General features: G+C 68.4%; 15 protein-coding genes. 2 read left to right on the top strand and 13 right to left on the bottom strand.

All coding sequences use genetic code 11. The annotated features are described in order from the left end of the window. Window positions 1–2: 2 nt before the first annotated feature. The 6 genes from IT371_27530 to IT371_27505 are packed head-to-tail and all read right to left on the bottom strand — an operon-like array spanning window position 3 to window position 6,684. A complete protein-coding gene (locus tag IT371_27530; GenBank protein MCC6751434.1) occupies window positions 3–644 on the bottom strand; it encodes a hydrogenase in 642 nt (213 codons plus the stop codon). Window positions 645–647: 3 nt separating this feature from the next. Then, entirely contained in the window at window positions 648–1,568 is a 921-nt protein-coding gene (locus IT371_27525) for an NADH-quinone oxidoreductase subunit H (protein ID MCC6751433.1), read from the bottom strand. Beyond that, the gene (locus IT371_27520) at window positions 1,565–3,556 is read right to left on the bottom strand and encodes a hydrogenase (GenBank protein ID MCC6751432.1); all 1,992 of its coding nucleotides are present in this window, start codon (window positions 3,554–3,556) and stop codon (window positions 1,565–1,567) included. Before IT371_27520 ends, IT371_27525 begins: the two co-directional genes overlap by 4 nt. After that, a complete protein-coding gene (locus tag IT371_27515) occupies window positions 3,541–5,499 on the bottom strand; it encodes an oxidoreductase (GenBank protein MCC6751431.1) in 1,959 nt (652 codons plus the stop codon). Before IT371_27515 ends, IT371_27520 begins: the two co-directional genes overlap by 16 nt. Before the next feature lie 25 nt (window positions 5,500–5,524). Continuing rightward, window positions 5,525–6,235 (bottom strand): PTS sugar transporter subunit IIA, encoded by a 711-nt coding sequence (locus IT371_27510; GenBank protein MCC6751430.1) that lies wholly within the window; start codon window positions 6,233–6,235, stop codon window positions 5,525–5,527. Between the two features lie 53 nt (window positions 6,236–6,288). Then, window positions 6,289–6,684 carry a hypothetical protein gene (locus IT371_27505; protein ID MCC6751429.1) on the bottom strand — a complete coding sequence of 132 codons (396 nt, stop codon included), beginning with the start codon at window positions 6,682–6,684 and terminating at the stop codon, window positions 6,289–6,291. Between the two features lie 143 nt (window positions 6,685–6,827). Between IT371_27505 and IT371_27500 the strand changes: the two genes are divergently transcribed. After that, complete coding sequence (locus IT371_27500; protein MCC6751428.1) at window positions 6,828–7,538, top strand: PTS sugar transporter subunit IIA; 711 nt, start codon at window positions 6,828–6,830, stop codon at window positions 7,536–7,538. A 191-nt stretch (window positions 7,539–7,729) separates the two neighbouring features. On the opposite strand, the gene IT371_27495 is transcribed toward IT371_27500, so the two are convergent. The 7 genes from IT371_27495 to IT371_27465 all read right to left on the bottom strand — a co-directional run bounded on the left by IT371_27495 (window position 7,730) and on the right by IT371_27465 (window position 13,012). Continuing rightward, window positions 7,730–8,572, bottom strand: a complete 843-nt coding sequence (locus IT371_27495; GenBank protein ID MCC6751427.1) for a class I SAM-dependent methyltransferase — start codon at window positions 8,570–8,572, stop codon at window positions 7,730–7,732. Between the two features lie 199 nt (window positions 8,573–8,771). After that, window positions 8,772–9,386 carry a methyltransferase domain-containing protein gene (locus IT371_27490; GenBank protein ID MCC6751426.1) on the bottom strand — a complete coding sequence of 205 codons (615 nt, stop codon included), beginning with the start codon at window positions 9,384–9,386 and terminating at the stop codon, window positions 8,772–8,774. Beyond that, window positions 9,365–10,567: an MFS transporter gene (locus tag IT371_27485; GenBank protein ID MCC6751425.1), complete on the bottom strand. Its 1,203-nt coding sequence runs from the start codon at window positions 10,565–10,567 to the stop codon at window positions 9,365–9,367. Before IT371_27485 ends, IT371_27490 begins: the two co-directional genes overlap by 22 nt. 77 nt (window positions 10,568–10,644) lie before the next feature. After that, window positions 10,645–11,385, bottom strand: a complete 741-nt coding sequence (locus IT371_27480) for an MBL fold metallo-hydrolase (protein MCC6751424.1) — start codon at window positions 11,383–11,385, stop codon at window positions 10,645–10,647. 12 nt (window positions 11,386–11,397) lie between these two features. Then, the gene (locus tag IT371_27475) at window positions 11,398–11,853 is read right to left on the bottom strand and encodes a YeeE/YedE family protein (GenBank protein MCC6751423.1); all 456 of its coding nucleotides are present in this window, start codon (window positions 11,851–11,853) and stop codon (window positions 11,398–11,400) included. Beyond that, window positions 11,850–12,320 carry a YeeE/YedE family protein gene (locus IT371_27470; protein MCC6751422.1) on the bottom strand — a complete coding sequence of 157 codons (471 nt, stop codon included), beginning with the start codon at window positions 12,318–12,320 and terminating at the stop codon, window positions 11,850–11,852. Before IT371_27470 ends, IT371_27475 begins: the two co-directional genes overlap by 4 nt. Window positions 12,321–12,322: 2 nt before the next feature. Continuing rightward, complete coding sequence (locus IT371_27465; GenBank protein MCC6751421.1) at window positions 12,323–13,012, bottom strand: metalloregulator ArsR/SmtB family transcription factor; 690 nt, start codon at window positions 13,010–13,012, stop codon at window positions 12,323–12,325. Between the two features lie 308 nt (window positions 13,013–13,320). Here IT371_27465 and IT371_27460 point away from each other — a divergent pair. Continuing rightward, window positions 13,321–13,579: transposase (locus IT371_27460; protein ID MCC6751420.1), on the top strand; the 259-nt coding region annotated here is incomplete at its 3' end.

The following is a 13,579-nucleotide window of genomic DNA, read 5'->3' as shown; positions in this document are numbered from 1 at the left end:
GATCATTCCTTCAGCGTGTCGAGCCGCGCCACGTCGAGCGAGGCGAACTCGCGGCTGATGTGGTTGATCACGACCCCGATGACGAAGATCGCGACGAGCAGGTCGAGCAGCACGCCGACCTCGACGAGCGACGGCATAGCGTCGTGGAGGGTCAGCCCCATGATGAAGATGCCGTTCTCGAGCACCAGGTAGCCCACGACCTGCGTGATGGCCTCGCGCCGCGTGGACATGATCAGAAAGCCGGTGAGCACGGTGGCGAGCGACGCCGGCACGAGGAGCACGTCCTGATGTTCGGCAGCCAGGGGCAGCCGGTCGGCGAAGAGGACCGCCGCTCCGGTCGCCACGGCCCCGAGGACGAGCGAGGTCACGAAGCTGACGTAGGGCTCGATCTCCCGCCGGATCGCGATGTCCCGCAGCGCGCGATGAAGCATCGCCGGAATGAGCAGGCCTTTGATCGCGATCGCGGCCGCACCAACGACGAGCGGGCGCGCGGAGAAGCTGCCGTGCACGAAGACCGTGAGCGCTCCCAGCAGCGCCCCCTGCATCGCCGAGGCGTTGATCGCCGAGCGCAGGCGGCTCGTCCCGAGGACGAGGAAATTCAGCATCAGGATCGAGACCAGGAGGGGATCGACCGCAGCAAACATCCGTCACCTCACCAGTAGAACCGCGCCGAAGGCCGAGATCAGGCACGCGGCGACGAGAAGACTCGGCACTTGCGGCAACCGCAAGCGCGCCATGATCGACTCGACGACACCGATGGCGATGGCCAGGAGCAGGGTCGCGGCCACGAAGACGCCCCACGAGGCCCAGGGGTCCATTCCCCCGAGCGGCATGGCGACGCCGAGGACCATCGCGCCGAAGACGAAGAGCTTCATCGCCGCCCCGTAGAGGATCATGCCGAAGGGGGGGCCGCTGTGGTCGAGCACCATGACCTCGTGGATCATCGTGAGCTCGAGGTGCGTGTTCGGGTCGTCGAAAGGGATGCGGCTGTTCTCGGCGAGGAGGACCACGAACCAGCTCACCACCACCGCCCCCAGCGCGGCGCCCGCGCTCGACCAGGTCGTGGCCACTGTCGGGCCGAGCATCCCCGAGAGGGAATAGGAGCCCGAGGCGCGAGCCAGCACGAGGAACCCGAAGAAGACCGCCGGCTCGGCGAGGCAGGAGAAGGTGGCCTCACGCGCGCCCCCCATCCCTTCGAAGGCGGAGCCGGTGTCGAGGGCCGCGGCGATGGTGAAGAAGCGGCCGAGCCCGAGCGCGTAGGCGAAGAGGACGAAGTCTCCGTCGAAGGCGATCGGCGCGTGATGCCCACCGAGCGGGATGAGGAGCGCCGCCAGGATGGTCGTCACGAGCCCGACGGCGGGCCCGGCGAGAAAGACCCAGGTGGTCGTCTGGCTGAGCACCGTGCCCTTGCGGAAGAGCTTGGCCATGTCGTAGTAGGGCTGAAGGAGCGGCGGTCCCACGCGTCCTGCAAAGAGGGCCTTGGTCTTGTTGATCACGCCGAGGGAGAGCGGCGGAAGCAGGAAGACGAGCGCGAGATGGATGGCGAGGTGCAGGTAGGCCACGGTCATCTCCAGAGGAGGAGGACGACGAGCGTCCCGAGGATGTAGAGCAGGTAGAGATGCACGTTGCCGCGCTGGATCGGACGCAGCCGCCCGAAGAGCCGCGCGACGAAGGAGAAGCTCGGCCGGAGCGCCCGATCCAGGACGGTGTCCGGCACGTGGCTGTGGAAGCCCTCCGGAGCCGGGAAGGGCCCGGCGAGGCGAGGCGAGTGCTGGCTCGGGCGCAGGGCCGGCGCGAGCAGGCCCACGAGCAATTCCGCGAACGAGGAGGAGGTGTACTGCATGCGGGAGGTGGGGGCCGCGTAGCCGCAGTCCCAGGTCCCGACCTCGGGTGCCGCGGCGCGAGCGCGCGCTCGTCGGGCGAGCCGCATGCCGAAGAGGGCGATCGCCACGAGGAGCGCTGCGCTCGTGGCCGAGACCCAGACCAGGGGCGCGATCCGGTTCAGGGCGGGCATCGGAGAGGTCGCGGCGGCCCCGGCCCAGGCGTTCACGCCCACGTCCAGCACGCGCGCGACGAGCGGCGCGGCGAGGCCGATGAAGGCGCAGGTCCCGCCGAGGATCGCCATCGGCACCCACATGGTCGGCCCGCACTCGTGCGCGCGCTCGGTGTCGGACGTGCGCGCGTTCCCGAGGAAGACGGCGCCAAAGACTTTCACGAAGCAGGCCACGGCCAGCGCGCCCACGAGAGCGAGCGCGGGGGCAGCCAGCGCCACGGCCATCCAGGGGCCGCCCCCCTCGGCGCCGGTACGGAAGAGTCCGAGGTAGACCAGGAGCTCGCTGATGAGCCCGTTGAGGGGCGGAAGCCCGCAGATCGCCACCGCACCCACGAGGAAGGCGAGTCCCGTGCGAGGCATGCGACGCCACAGTCCCCCGAGCCGATCAATCTCGCGCGTGCCGGTGGCGTGCAGCACCGAACCGGCGCTGAGAAAGAGCAGCGCCTTGAAGAGCCCGTGATTCCAGACGTGCAGCAGGGCCCCGGCCACGCCGAGCGCCACGAGACCGGGCCGCCCGAGGCTGCGCCCCAGCAGCGCGACACCGAGCCCCAGACAGATGATGCCGATGTTCTCGACCGAGTGGTACGCGAGCAGGCGCTTGAGGTCGTGTTGCCCGATGGCGAAGCCCACGCCGAGAACTCCGGAGACCACCCCCGCGCCGATGAGCGCGTAGCCCCACCAGAGCGGAGGCAGCTCGCACGAGGCCGTGAGACGCACGAGCCCGTAGATCCCCGTCTTGATCAGCACGCCGGACATGACCGCGGAGACGTGGCTCGGTGCATTCGCGTGCGCTCCGGGCAACCAGATGTGGAGCGGCATGAGGCCGGCCTTGAGGCCGAAGCCGCACAGGCCGAGCACGAAGATGGCGTCGCGCAGGGGCGAGGCGAGGGCGCGGGGCCACGCGTCGAAACTCAGCGACCCTCCCGCGGCGCCGAGGAGGGCGAACATCGCGAACAGGCAGAGCGTGCCGGCGCGGGTGGCGAGCAGGTAGACGAAGCCGACCTCTCGCGCGGTCGGCTTCTCGTCCTCGGTGCTGACGAGCAGAAACGCGGAGGCCGCCATGATCTCCCAGCCCACGAGAAAGAGCACCGCGTTCCTGGCGATCACGAGCAGCAGCATGCCGGCGGTCACTGCGCCGAAGAAGGTGCGCAGCTTGCGCCCATTGTCGCGGTGCCCGCGCTGCGGCCAGTATTCCAGCCCGTACCAGGCGCCGAGCACGGCGAGAACGGCGATCTGGAGCACGAACATGGCCGAGATGGCGTCGACGCGAATGACTAGCTGCCCCCCCGGAACGAGCCAGGTGACGGCGAGCTCGTTCGACCAACCGAGCGCGAGCGCACCCACGGCCCCGAGGCAGGCGCACACGCCGGCGAGGGTCATGAGTCCGACGAAGAGGCGCTCCCCCGCGCGCCCGTCGCGGGGACGAAAGAGTCCGGGCACGCCGGCAAAGCCCGCGAGTACGATCGACGCGATGAGAAGTTTCTCGCTCACCAGCTCGACCAGTCGCGAAGCGCGACCCACGTGAGCCCACCGACCAGCGCGGCGAGCACGTAGACGAGGTAGATGTTCAGGTTGCCCTGCTGCAGAAACCTCAGGCGCGAGAACTGCTGGCCGGTGCGGAGCAGGAGCGGTTCGTAGACTCCGCGGGTGAGCGGGTCACCCCCGTCGCTGTCGAAGGATGCGTCGGCGGGGAAGACTCCCTCCGGCGGTCGCACGCGCAGCTGGCCGCGGCACCAGCGCGGCAGGGCCCGCGCGGTGAGAAACTCGGAGAAGCCGCGCGCGGAGTACTGCATGCGGGAGGTGGGAGCCGCGTAGCCGCAACCCCACGTCTCGCGGAGCTGCGTTCGGTCCACGCGCCGGAACACGAGCGCCGTCGCCAAGGCGATCGTGGCGAAGAGCACCAGATTGACGATCACGAGCGGGGAGAGAAACCTCGCGGCGGCGCCGAGGTCGAGCCCGGCCGCCGGGTAGAGCTCGGCGAGGACCTGCGTCTGGGCCGACACGAGGGCGGGAGCTGCCACGGCACCGACGACGCACGCGGCAGCGAGGATCCACATCGGCACCGTCATCCCTGCGGGAGACTCGTGGGCGTGCGCGGCGCCCTCGTCGCGCGGCGTGCCCAGTAGGACGACCCCCACCAGCCGCACGAAGCACAGCAGCGCCAGCCCCCCGACGAAGGCGAGAGCCACCGCGCCGCCCATCGCCACCAGGCTGGACGGCGACCGCCCCGACATCCCGAACTGGGTCAGCCCTCCGTAGAGCAGCCACTCCCCGGTGAAGCCGTTGAGCGGCGGGAGTCCGGCGATGGCCACGGCACCGAGGATGAGCGCCCGGCCGGTCCAGCGCATGCGGCGCAGGAGACCTCCCAGACGTTCGACGTCCTTCGTCCCGGCGCCGTGCACGACGCTGCCCGCGCCGAAGAACATGAGCCCCTTCATCGCGGCGTGGTTCCAGATGTGGAGCAGGCCGCCGGCGAAGCCCATCGCAGCGAGCCGCGCGTCGCCCCGCGCCTGCGCCCAGTAGCCGAGGCCCAGGCCGACGAGAATGATCCCGACGTTCTCGACGCTGGAGTAGGCCAGGATGCGCTTGAGGTCACGCTGGCCGAGCGCGAGGGCGATGCCGAGGAAGGCGCCGATGACGCCGAGGAGCATGAGCACGACGCCGAACCAGGAGCCCGGAGTGACGAGGAGCGTCGTGCGAAGGATCCCGTAGAGTCCCAGCTTGATGACCACGGCCGACATGAGCGCCGAGACGTGCGACGGGGCAGCCGCGTGGGCCACCGGCAGCCACACGTGAAGTCCGACGACGCCCGCCTTGACGCCGAAGCCGATGAGCGCGAGCACGAGGATCCCCGCGGTGCCGGAGGGGGCGCCGCGCCACGCGCCGGCAATGGAGGCGAAGTCGAGCGAGCCGCCGCTCCGCGTGCCGAGCGCGAGAAACAGGGCGAGCAGCGCGACGACCGCGACGTGCGAGGCGATGAGGTAGACCAGCCCCGCGCGCCGGACCTCGGCCTCGCCGTGATCGACGGTGACGAGGAGATAGGCGAGGAGCGTCATGGCTTCCCAGGCCACCAGAAAGAGCAAGGCCTGCCGGGCGACGAGCACGAGCGTCATGGCGGAGATGAGCAGGTTGAGCTCCCCGCCCTGCGTGGGACGGGGGCCGAGATAGCTGCGGCCGTAGACCGCGCACAGTGCGCCGACGACGAAGATCGGGGCCAGGAAAAACGCGCTCAGCGGGTCGATCCCGAGGAGCAGGGCTCCACCGGGGATGCGCCACGGCGCGGCGATGGCGGCCGAGACCCCACCGCGCAGGACCTGGACCACCGCAAAGAGGCCGAGCGCGCCACCGGCCACCGCACCCAGAACCGCGACGGACGTCGCCGCGCGCGGGACGCGATGCAGGAGCAGCGCGAGGACGCCGGTGCCAGCGATCGCTCCGGCCGCGATGAGGACGAGCGCAAGAGGGCTCACGTCAATCGGCTCCCTCGGCGCGATGGGGTGGCGGCTCGGGCGGAGGAGCCACTTCGAGCCGTCCCGCCTCCGCGGCCAGCTCCTCCGTCGTCGCACGGCGCTCGACCGCCGCGCGAAACGCCGGGTCGAGGAGCGCGCGCCCCAGGCGCACCAGCATCTGCAGGTGGGCCCGGACGGTGGGACTCACGATGAGGAAGATGGTCTGGATCTGCGTCTCATCGGGTGCGCCGGAGGCCACGGGCGATCGTAGATGGGACACGCTCACGGTAGGAGCCACGCCGGGCGCGACGATCGGTTGCCGGACGCGCGGGATCGCGATCCCGTGACCCACGGCCGCCGAGACGGCGCTCTCGCGGGCCGTCAGCACCTCGACGAGAAACTCGCGGTCGAAGCTCGCCGGCGTCGGCGTTCGCTCCACGGCCGCGCGCAGAGCCGAGTTGCGATCGGTACCTGGCACGTCGTGGTGGACCCCGCCCACCCGGAGGGCCTGCATCAGGCTGGGGGTGCGGTCCTCCGCGTCGAGGTTCGCGTCGAGCGCCTCGGGCGAGATGGGGAGCCGGCGCACGATAGCCCACTCGAGGAGGTCGGTACGATTGAACCGCACCTGATGGCGGACGCGTTGAAACGGGATCTCCGCTTCCCCGACCCAGCGGTAGACCTGGCGTTCGGTGACCGCGAGCAGCGCCGCAGCCTCGCGCACGGTCAGAAACATCGGGACGCCTCCGGCCACCTGCGTCGTCCGAGCGTCGGAGCTGGAAAGGCCATCTAGCGTTGACCTCCGGACGCGGGATCGGACGCCTTGAGCGCCCGGTGCAGCGTCTCCACGAGGCCCGTCCAGCCATCGCCCGTCGGAGGCACCGTGGCGACGCCGAGGCGTGCGAGCACCTGGCCGAGCTCGGGCGACACGGCCGGCGTCAGAGCCACGATCGGCAGCGCGGGATGGGCGCGGCGGACTTCGGTCAGGATCGCGTTCCGCACCCACTCGGTCTCCGGGAGTTGGATGAGAAGCAGGTCCGTTCGTCCGGCCATGAGATGCGGAGCGGCCTCGAGGAAGGTGCGCGAGGTCGCGACGTCGAAACCCTCGCTCACGAGCCGCGAGCGCAGGGACTCGGAGGCCGCACTATCCTCGTGAAACAGCAAAATGCGCGTCAGCCTGGGCACCCATCGCCTCTTACGACAACAACGCCATCGCAGGGCATCCTACCCCTGTTATTGACAACGGACGTATTTCTACGTAAGGAAACGTAAGGTGTCAAGTTTGGGCCCTCAGGCGGTCCTGGTCTCGGCAAAGGAAGGTGGTGTGGATGGAAGACCGCCTGATGACCATCAAGCAGCTCGCCGCGTACTTGAACGTCAACGAGCGCACGGTCCTCAAGCTGGTGCAGGAGGGCACGCTGCCGGGCGTCAAGGTCGGAAACCAGTGGCGCTTCCGGAAGGCGATGATCGACACCTGGCTCGACGACCAGATGCTCGGCATCACGCCGCGCTACGTGGAGTCCGCCCGGCCGGAGGTGCCGCGTCGGATGCTCGCGCTCGCGAGCTGCTTCGAGCCGGCCCACGTCCTGCCCGAGCTCGCGGGTAAGACCAAGACCTCCGTCATCGTGGAGCTTGCCGCGCATGCCCAGCAGCTCGGGCTGGTCCGCGACGAGACCTGGTTCGTCGGAGCGCTCATCCAGCGCGAGAACGTGATGCCGAGCGCCATCGGCAACGGGCTCGCGTTCCTCCACACGCTCAGGCGGCATCCCGAGCAGGTGGTCAAGCCCTTCATGGTGCTCGGGCGTTCACGCACCGGGGTAGACTTCGACGCCCTGGATGGCAAGCCCACGCACCTCTTCTTCGTGTTCGGTCTGAAGTACGACGCGCTCCACCTGCCCTGGCTGGCCAAGCTGGTCCAGATGCTCTCGCAGGGGGAGGTGGTGCCTTCGCTGCTGGCGGCAACGGATGCGGCGAGAATCTACGGGCTGCTGGCCGACGCCGAGCGCAAGCTGGAGCCGGCGCTCACGGCCGGGGGGTGAAGGGTGTCAACCCCGGAGGGCCGAAACCACGGAGGGCCGAGACCAACCCCGGAGGGCCGAAACCAACCCCGGAGAGCCGAGACCACACACGGATCTGCCCGAGGAGCTGCTGGGCGGTGGGTGGCGAGAGGGGCCAAGCCGAGTGACCCGGCGCCGTTCGGCGGGAGGACTGTGCGGCCTCACGCCTCTGCTCAGCGTGAGACGGTCACGCGCAGAAAGGTCGCCGGGATGGAGGTCGAGCTGGTGCTCGAGCTCTTGTTCTGGCTGGTGAAGAGCGCATCGAGCTCCCGCTTCAGGTCGTCGGCTCGACCATTCTTCTCGGCGGCGGCGAAGGCATTCATGGTCGGGCCGTAGTACCTCCGGAAGGCGTCGACGAACTCGACGGGCGTTCCAGCAAAATTGAAGGTGTACGTGTCTCGAGCGAACGAGATCTCGCTCTTGGAGATACCGGCCCCCCCGAACCTCTCGACCACGTTGTCCTCCACTCCCCAGGTCATCGGGCTGATGAAGCCCTCCGGCGGCGGCGGGGAATACGACGAGCTGATCTTCAGGATCTGCGCGACGAGGGTCGGGTCGTTGGGGATCCAGTTCCCCATCACGATCCGACCACCGGGCTTCGTTACGCGTACCATCTCCTTGGCCACGTCGAAGGGCCGCGGCGCGAACATCGCGCCGAAGCTGCTGACGAGGAGGTCGAAGGACCGGTCCGTCAGGTCGTGCAAGTTGGACGCATCTCCTTCTTGAAACTGGCAGTTCGTCAGGCCTTCCGCCTTCGCGCGTTTGTTGCCCGCGGCGACGAGATTTCTCGCGATGTCGACGCCCCGCACGTCCGCGCCGAGTCTCGCCGCTGGAATCGCCGTCGTTCCATCGCCGCATCCGAGATCCAGCACCTTGAGGCCCGTCGTGACTTCGAGCCTCTTGACGAGCGCCTCACCGCTCTCTCGCATGGTCTCGGCGATGCGCGTGAAGTCGCCCTTCTCCCAGAGCGCCTGGTTCGGATTCGCTAGTTGCTCCTGCTTCGTTTCCGACTGCATGTCCGCCTCCCTTGTCCGTGATCGGCAAGCATCATGGCTTGCGCGCGAAAACATTAACCCCCACGACGCCGTACTTCCGGGCGATGCGCTCCTTGCTCGTACCGCGGAACGCGTCGAACCGCTCCTTCAGCTCCACCTCCGAGAACCCGACCCTCGCGAGGACCTCGACGAGCTCTCCCTCCGGGAGAGCACCGGCAATTCAGCCAGTCCAGAGGTCGATGTCTCTTCGAACCGACTCGGAGAGCTCGTGGCCCACGATGATGTCCGCGTAGAGGAAGCGCCCGCCGGGCTTGAGGACTCGAAAGACCTCACCGTAGGCGACCGACTTGTCCGGCGTCAGGTTCAGGACGCCGTTCGAGAGCACCACGTCCACGCTCGCGTCCTCGAGCGGAAGCGACATGGCGTCCCCGAGGCGCACCTCGACGTTCTCGAGGCCCGCAGCGCGAGCAGAGCCACGCGCCCTGTCGGCCATCGATGCCGTCATGTCGACACCGATCGCGCGGCCGCGGGGACCGACGGCCTTCGCTGCCAGGAGCAGGTCCATGCCCGCGCCGCACCCGATGTCGGCCACGGTCAGCCCTTCGCCGATCGGACCGAGCCGGTGTGGGTTCGCGACGCCGGCGAACGAGGCCGTGGTCTGGTCCGGCAGCGCCGCCAGAGTCCCGCGCTCGTACCCGAGAAGCTCTGCCGCATAGGCGGGTCCCCGGTGGAAATGGAAGTCGCCCGCGGGATCCTCCGCGACGCGTGCATAGATGGATTGGATCTCGTCACGAAGCCTTCGAGTGTCGAGATCTATCGGACAGGCGATGGCCATGCTGATTCACTCCTCTCCCCTTTCGGCAACGGGGTTCTCGAGCCAAGCGTTTCGGTCATCCTCACCGCTGCGAACACGCCCGAGGCGAAGGTCAGCGCGGCGACGATCCACATCGCGCCCTGCAGCCCCAACGCATCGGCCGACACGCCCGCCACGACCGCGCCGACGGCGTAGCCCAGATCCCTCCAGAGCCGGTACACCCCGACGGAGGAGGCGCGCCACGAGGGGTGCGCAACGTCTCCGATGGTGGCCAGCAGCGTCGGATAGACCATCGCGGTGCCGACCCCGAGAGACGCAGCCCCGAGGGCGAAGCCACCGAAGCTGGACGACAGGATCACGATCGCGATGCCGGCCGCCTGAACCCACATCCCCGCCGCGATGAGCCACTTCCGACCGAGAACGTCGGATAGCGCGCCCGTTCCGAGCTGAAGGACGCCCCACGTTGCAGGATAGACGGCAGCGAGGACGCCGATCTGCTCGAGGCTGAGACTCGCGGTCGCGAAGAAGAGCGGGAAGAGGCCCCACGCCGTCCCGTCGTTGAGGTTGTTGACGAGCCCCGCCTGGCTGACGCTCGAGAGGTTTCGGTCAAGGAGCGTCGTACGCCAGAAGACCTCGACTTGCGTTGGTCGAGCGTCCGTCCCGTGCTCACGAAGGCGCGATTCGTGTGTCGCGTGGTCCTTGGTCTCGCGGATGACGAGCGCGGAGAGCGCGAGACCGACAGCGACGAAGCCGATGCCCAGGGAGAAGGGCAGTGGCCGCAGGCCGTAGCTCGCGGCGAGCCACCCGGTCGCGAGCGCAGATGCCGCGACGGCGAAGTACCCAGCGAATTCATTCAAGCCCATCGCGAGGCCTCGATTCTTCGCTCCCGCGAGATCGATCTTCATGATGACCGTCGTCGACCAAGTCAGCCCTTGGCTCGCGCCGAGCAACAGGTTGGCTAAGAGGACCCAGCTCCAACTCGGCGCCCACATGAGCAAGAAGGGAACGGGAGCCGCGATCACCCAGCCCGCGACGAGAACATGCTTGCGGCCCATCCGATCGGAGAGGCGACCCGCGAGATAGTTGGCTAACGCCTTCGTAACGCCGAAGACGACGATGAACGACAGGATGGCCGCCCGAGCGGCGAGGTGAAAGTCGTGCTCCGCGATCGCTGGCAGGATGGTGCGCTCCATCCCCACCATCGCACCGACGAGGGCGTTGACGACCACGAGCAGCGAGAACTGCGCGAGGTTCTCACGGAGGCCGAGACGAACGGTGCTCACGGCCGCGGCCCCGACCGGCCTTGGTTCGTCAGGAGCGTACGATCCATCTCGGCAGGCTTCGGCGCCACGTCGGCCAGGGCGTCCACGAACTCGGCGCGCGTCTTGGCGAGGAGCGGGTTCCAGCGCTTCTCGAAGGCCGTCGTGCTCGATGGCTTGCCGCTCATGCCGGCACCGCACGCCGAGCCCGCGAAATGGCCGGGATAGATCTCGGTGTTGTCAGGCAGCGTCAGGAGCTTGCTGTGGATGCTGGCGTGCAGCTCAGCAGCGTTCTCTCGCGCGCGCCCCGGCAGGTCGGGGCGACCGACAGCGCCGACGAACAGCGTGTCCCCCGTGAGCACAAACCATGGCTCGGGTCCACGCCCCATGTCGGATACGACGAGGCACACGCTCTCCGGCGTGTGGCCCGGCGTATGGAGCACCTTCACGCGCGTATTGCCCAGCTCTACCTCCTGTCCGTCGCGCAGCGGCTCAAACGGGATCGCCACGTCCGCTGACTCGTGCAGGCAGTAGGCCGCGCCGACCTGCTTGGCGAGCGCGGGACCGCCGGAAAGATGGTCGGCGTGAACGTGGCTGTCGATCACGTGCGTGATCCGCATCCCCTTCGAGGCGGCGAACGCGGCGTAGGCATCGACGTCGCGCTCGTGCGCGTCGACCACGGCGCACTTGCCAAGACCTCCGCATCCGAAGAGGTATGCGGCGCAGCCGGTTTCGAAGTAGTAGTAGGGACGAAAAATCATCGCTCGACTCCTCTACAGCCCGGCCGCGCCAGGCACTTCGGCGGTACGTGCAGCCACGCCCCGTCTCTTCTCCAGCGCGTTTTGCAGCGCGACGCCGGCGAACAGTCCTGTGGCGACAGCCATTCCGCCCAGGCGTCCTTCGCCGATCATCGCGGCGACGGGGCCCGGGCAAGTGCCAGCGATGCTCCAACCGGCTCCGAAGAAGACGCTGCCAACGAAGTGCCGCGCACGTGGTCGCTCGACCGTCCAAGCGATTGCTTCGCCGGTCACGACTGTACGGACCTTCGCGAAGCGGAGAACGCGCACGCCGATGCCCGCGACGACGACCGCCGCACCCATCAGGAGGAAGACGTCCGCCTCTTTGAGCAGCAACATCCTGCGGATGACCTCGGGATCCGTGAGGTGCGCCCAGGCGATCAGGAATCCGGCTGCCGACCCGAACAGCAGACCAGCTAGCTTGCTCTTCATGGCTTCCCTCCGATGACCAGCGCGAACCCGTGCGCCAGCGCCACGGCGGTGGCGAAGAACGTCATGCTCGCAGCGATGCTGGCGGGCGACCCGAGGGACATGCCGCTCATGCCGTGGCCCGAGGTACAGCCCCCTGCGCTTCGCGCTCCGAAGCCCATGACGATCCCGGCGATGAGGAGGAGCGCGAGCTGTCCTGCGGGTGCCGCGGGCAGGAGGCCTCCCGCAGTCCCGTAGGTGAGTTCTGGTGAAAAGCGACCCGCTGCGACGGTGTACGCGAACCCGCCGACGACGAATCCGAGCAGTACGAAGGCGCGGAAACCGAGCCGAGTCGGCCTCGACGCGTTCTCCGCGAGGTCGATGTAGCCACCGAGTGCTCCGAGGGGCTTGTTCAGTGTGACGCGCAGCCCGAGGATGACGAGCCCGAGCAGGGGACCGGCGATGTACCAGGGACCGCGTTCGAACATCATGCTCAGCCTCCTTCCTGCCCGGTCTCGGACTCCACCGGCAGGCCCGCTGCCTTCCACTCCGGGAAGCCGTCCGTGAGGCGCCGTGCGCGCCGCCCCTTCTTCCGCAGCACTTCGACCGCGCGATCGGCATAGATGCAATACGGGCCGCGGCAGTACGCGACGTACTCCTTGCTCTTGGGCAGCTTGCGCAGGCGCTCTTGGAGGTCTTCGAGCGGAACCGAGATCGCCCCGGCGATGTGGCCCGCGGCGAACTCGTGCGCGGGTCTCGTGTCGAGAATGACGACGTCCCCTTTGCGGGCCCTCTCGAGCAGCTCCTTCATCGGCACCGGCTCTGGATCGGAGCGATCGCCGAAATGTTCGCGGACCAGGCGCTCGAGCTCGGCGAGCCGCCTCTCTGCCACCGTGCGCACCGACCTGCTCAGCTCGAAGACCGCCGGATCGGCGAGGCGGTAGTGGACGAAGAGACCTTTCCTGCGACTCTCCACGAGCCCGGCTTCGCGAAGCGCCTGAAGGTGCTGGGACGCGTTCGCCATCGTCAGGCCGCTCTCGGTCGCTAGGGCATCGACGGTCCGCTCACCCTGCGCGAGAAGCTCGAGGAGCTCGAGGCGGTGCGGATTTCCGAGCGCTTTTCCGACGCGCGCGAAGAGTCCGTAGAGGCGGTCCTTGAAGACGCGGTGCGCGGCATCGCTCATGATCAAGCAGTCTATTGACTAGTTGAGTATTACGTCAAGCGCGAATTTTCCGCTGACATTCTCGCGCGGCTCTTCGCGGGGTTCGGTTCAGCTCGACGGTTTCTGTCGGCCCAGGCTATGCCCTCCGCACCGCGCTGGGCGCTCTGGAGTGATCCCGCCGGTCAGAAACTGATCCAAACGCCGCTCGGAAACTGATCCACCCCAGGCACCCAAGTAGCGGAAGTTGCTCGGTCGGACCGACCGGCACTCCGCTGGAGGTGAACCGCCCCGGCTTTCCTGGAGGCTCCATTTGTTGAGAGGATGCAGACATGGGACGACCGAGCACGTTTTCACCAGAGGTGCGGGAGCGAGCGGTGCGGCTGGTGTTGGAGCACCGGGACGAGCATGAGTCGGAGTGGGCGGCGATCGGCTCGATAGCGGCGAAGATCGGCTGCACGACGGAGACGCTGCGGCGGTGGGTGCGGCAGGCCGAGCGTGACACCGGGAAGCGCGCCGGGCTGACGACGGGTGAGCGTGAGCGGCTCAAGGAGCTCGAGCGCGAGAATCGCGAGCTGAAGCGGGCGAACG

Source organism: Deltaproteobacteria bacterium, from assembly GCA_020848905.1.
GTDB lineage: Bacteria > Myxococcota_A > Polyangia.
The sequence above is the reverse complement of the archived record's forward strand: the minus strand, read 5'-3'. Positions and strand labels throughout refer to the sequence as shown.

Coding starts and splice junctions, on each gene's coding strand:
- IT371_27465 (MCC6751421.1), bottom strand. CDS start 13,012: ATGAGCGATGCCGCGCACCGCGTCTTCAAGGACCGCCTCTACGGACTC.
- IT371_27525 (MCC6751433.1), bottom strand. CDS start 1,568: ATGACCGTGGCCTACCTGCACCTCGCCATCCATCTCGCGCTCGTCTTC.
- IT371_27470 (MCC6751422.1), bottom strand. CDS start 12,320: ATGATGTTCGAACGCGGTCCCTGGTACATCGCCGGTCCCCTGCTCGGG.
- IT371_27485 (MCC6751425.1), bottom strand. CDS start 10,567: ATGGTGGGGATGGAGCGCACCATCCTGCCAGCGATCGCGGAGCACGAC.
- IT371_27500 (MCC6751428.1), top strand. CDS start 6,828: ATGGAAGACCGCCTGATGACCATCAAGCAGCTCGCCGCGTACTTGAAC.
- IT371_27510 (MCC6751430.1), bottom strand. CDS start 6,235: ATGTTTCTGACCGTGCGCGAGGCTGCGGCGCTGCTCGCGGTCACCGAA.
- IT371_27530 (MCC6751434.1), bottom strand. CDS start 644: ATGTTTGCTGCGGTCGATCCCCTCCTGGTCTCGATCCTGATGCTGAAT.
- IT371_27490 (MCC6751426.1), bottom strand. CDS start 9,386: ATGGCCATCGCCTGTCCGATAGATCTCGACACTCGAAGGCTTCGTGAC.
- IT371_27475 (MCC6751423.1), bottom strand. CDS start 11,853: ATGAAGAGCAAGCTAGCTGGTCTGCTGTTCGGGTCGGCAGCCGGATTC.
- IT371_27495 (MCC6751427.1), bottom strand. CDS start 8,572: ATGCAGTCGGAAACGAAGCAGGAGCAACTAGCGAATCCGAACCAGGCG.
- IT371_27480 (MCC6751424.1), bottom strand. CDS start 11,385: ATGATTTTTCGTCCCTACTACTACTTCGAAACCGGCTGCGCCGCATAC.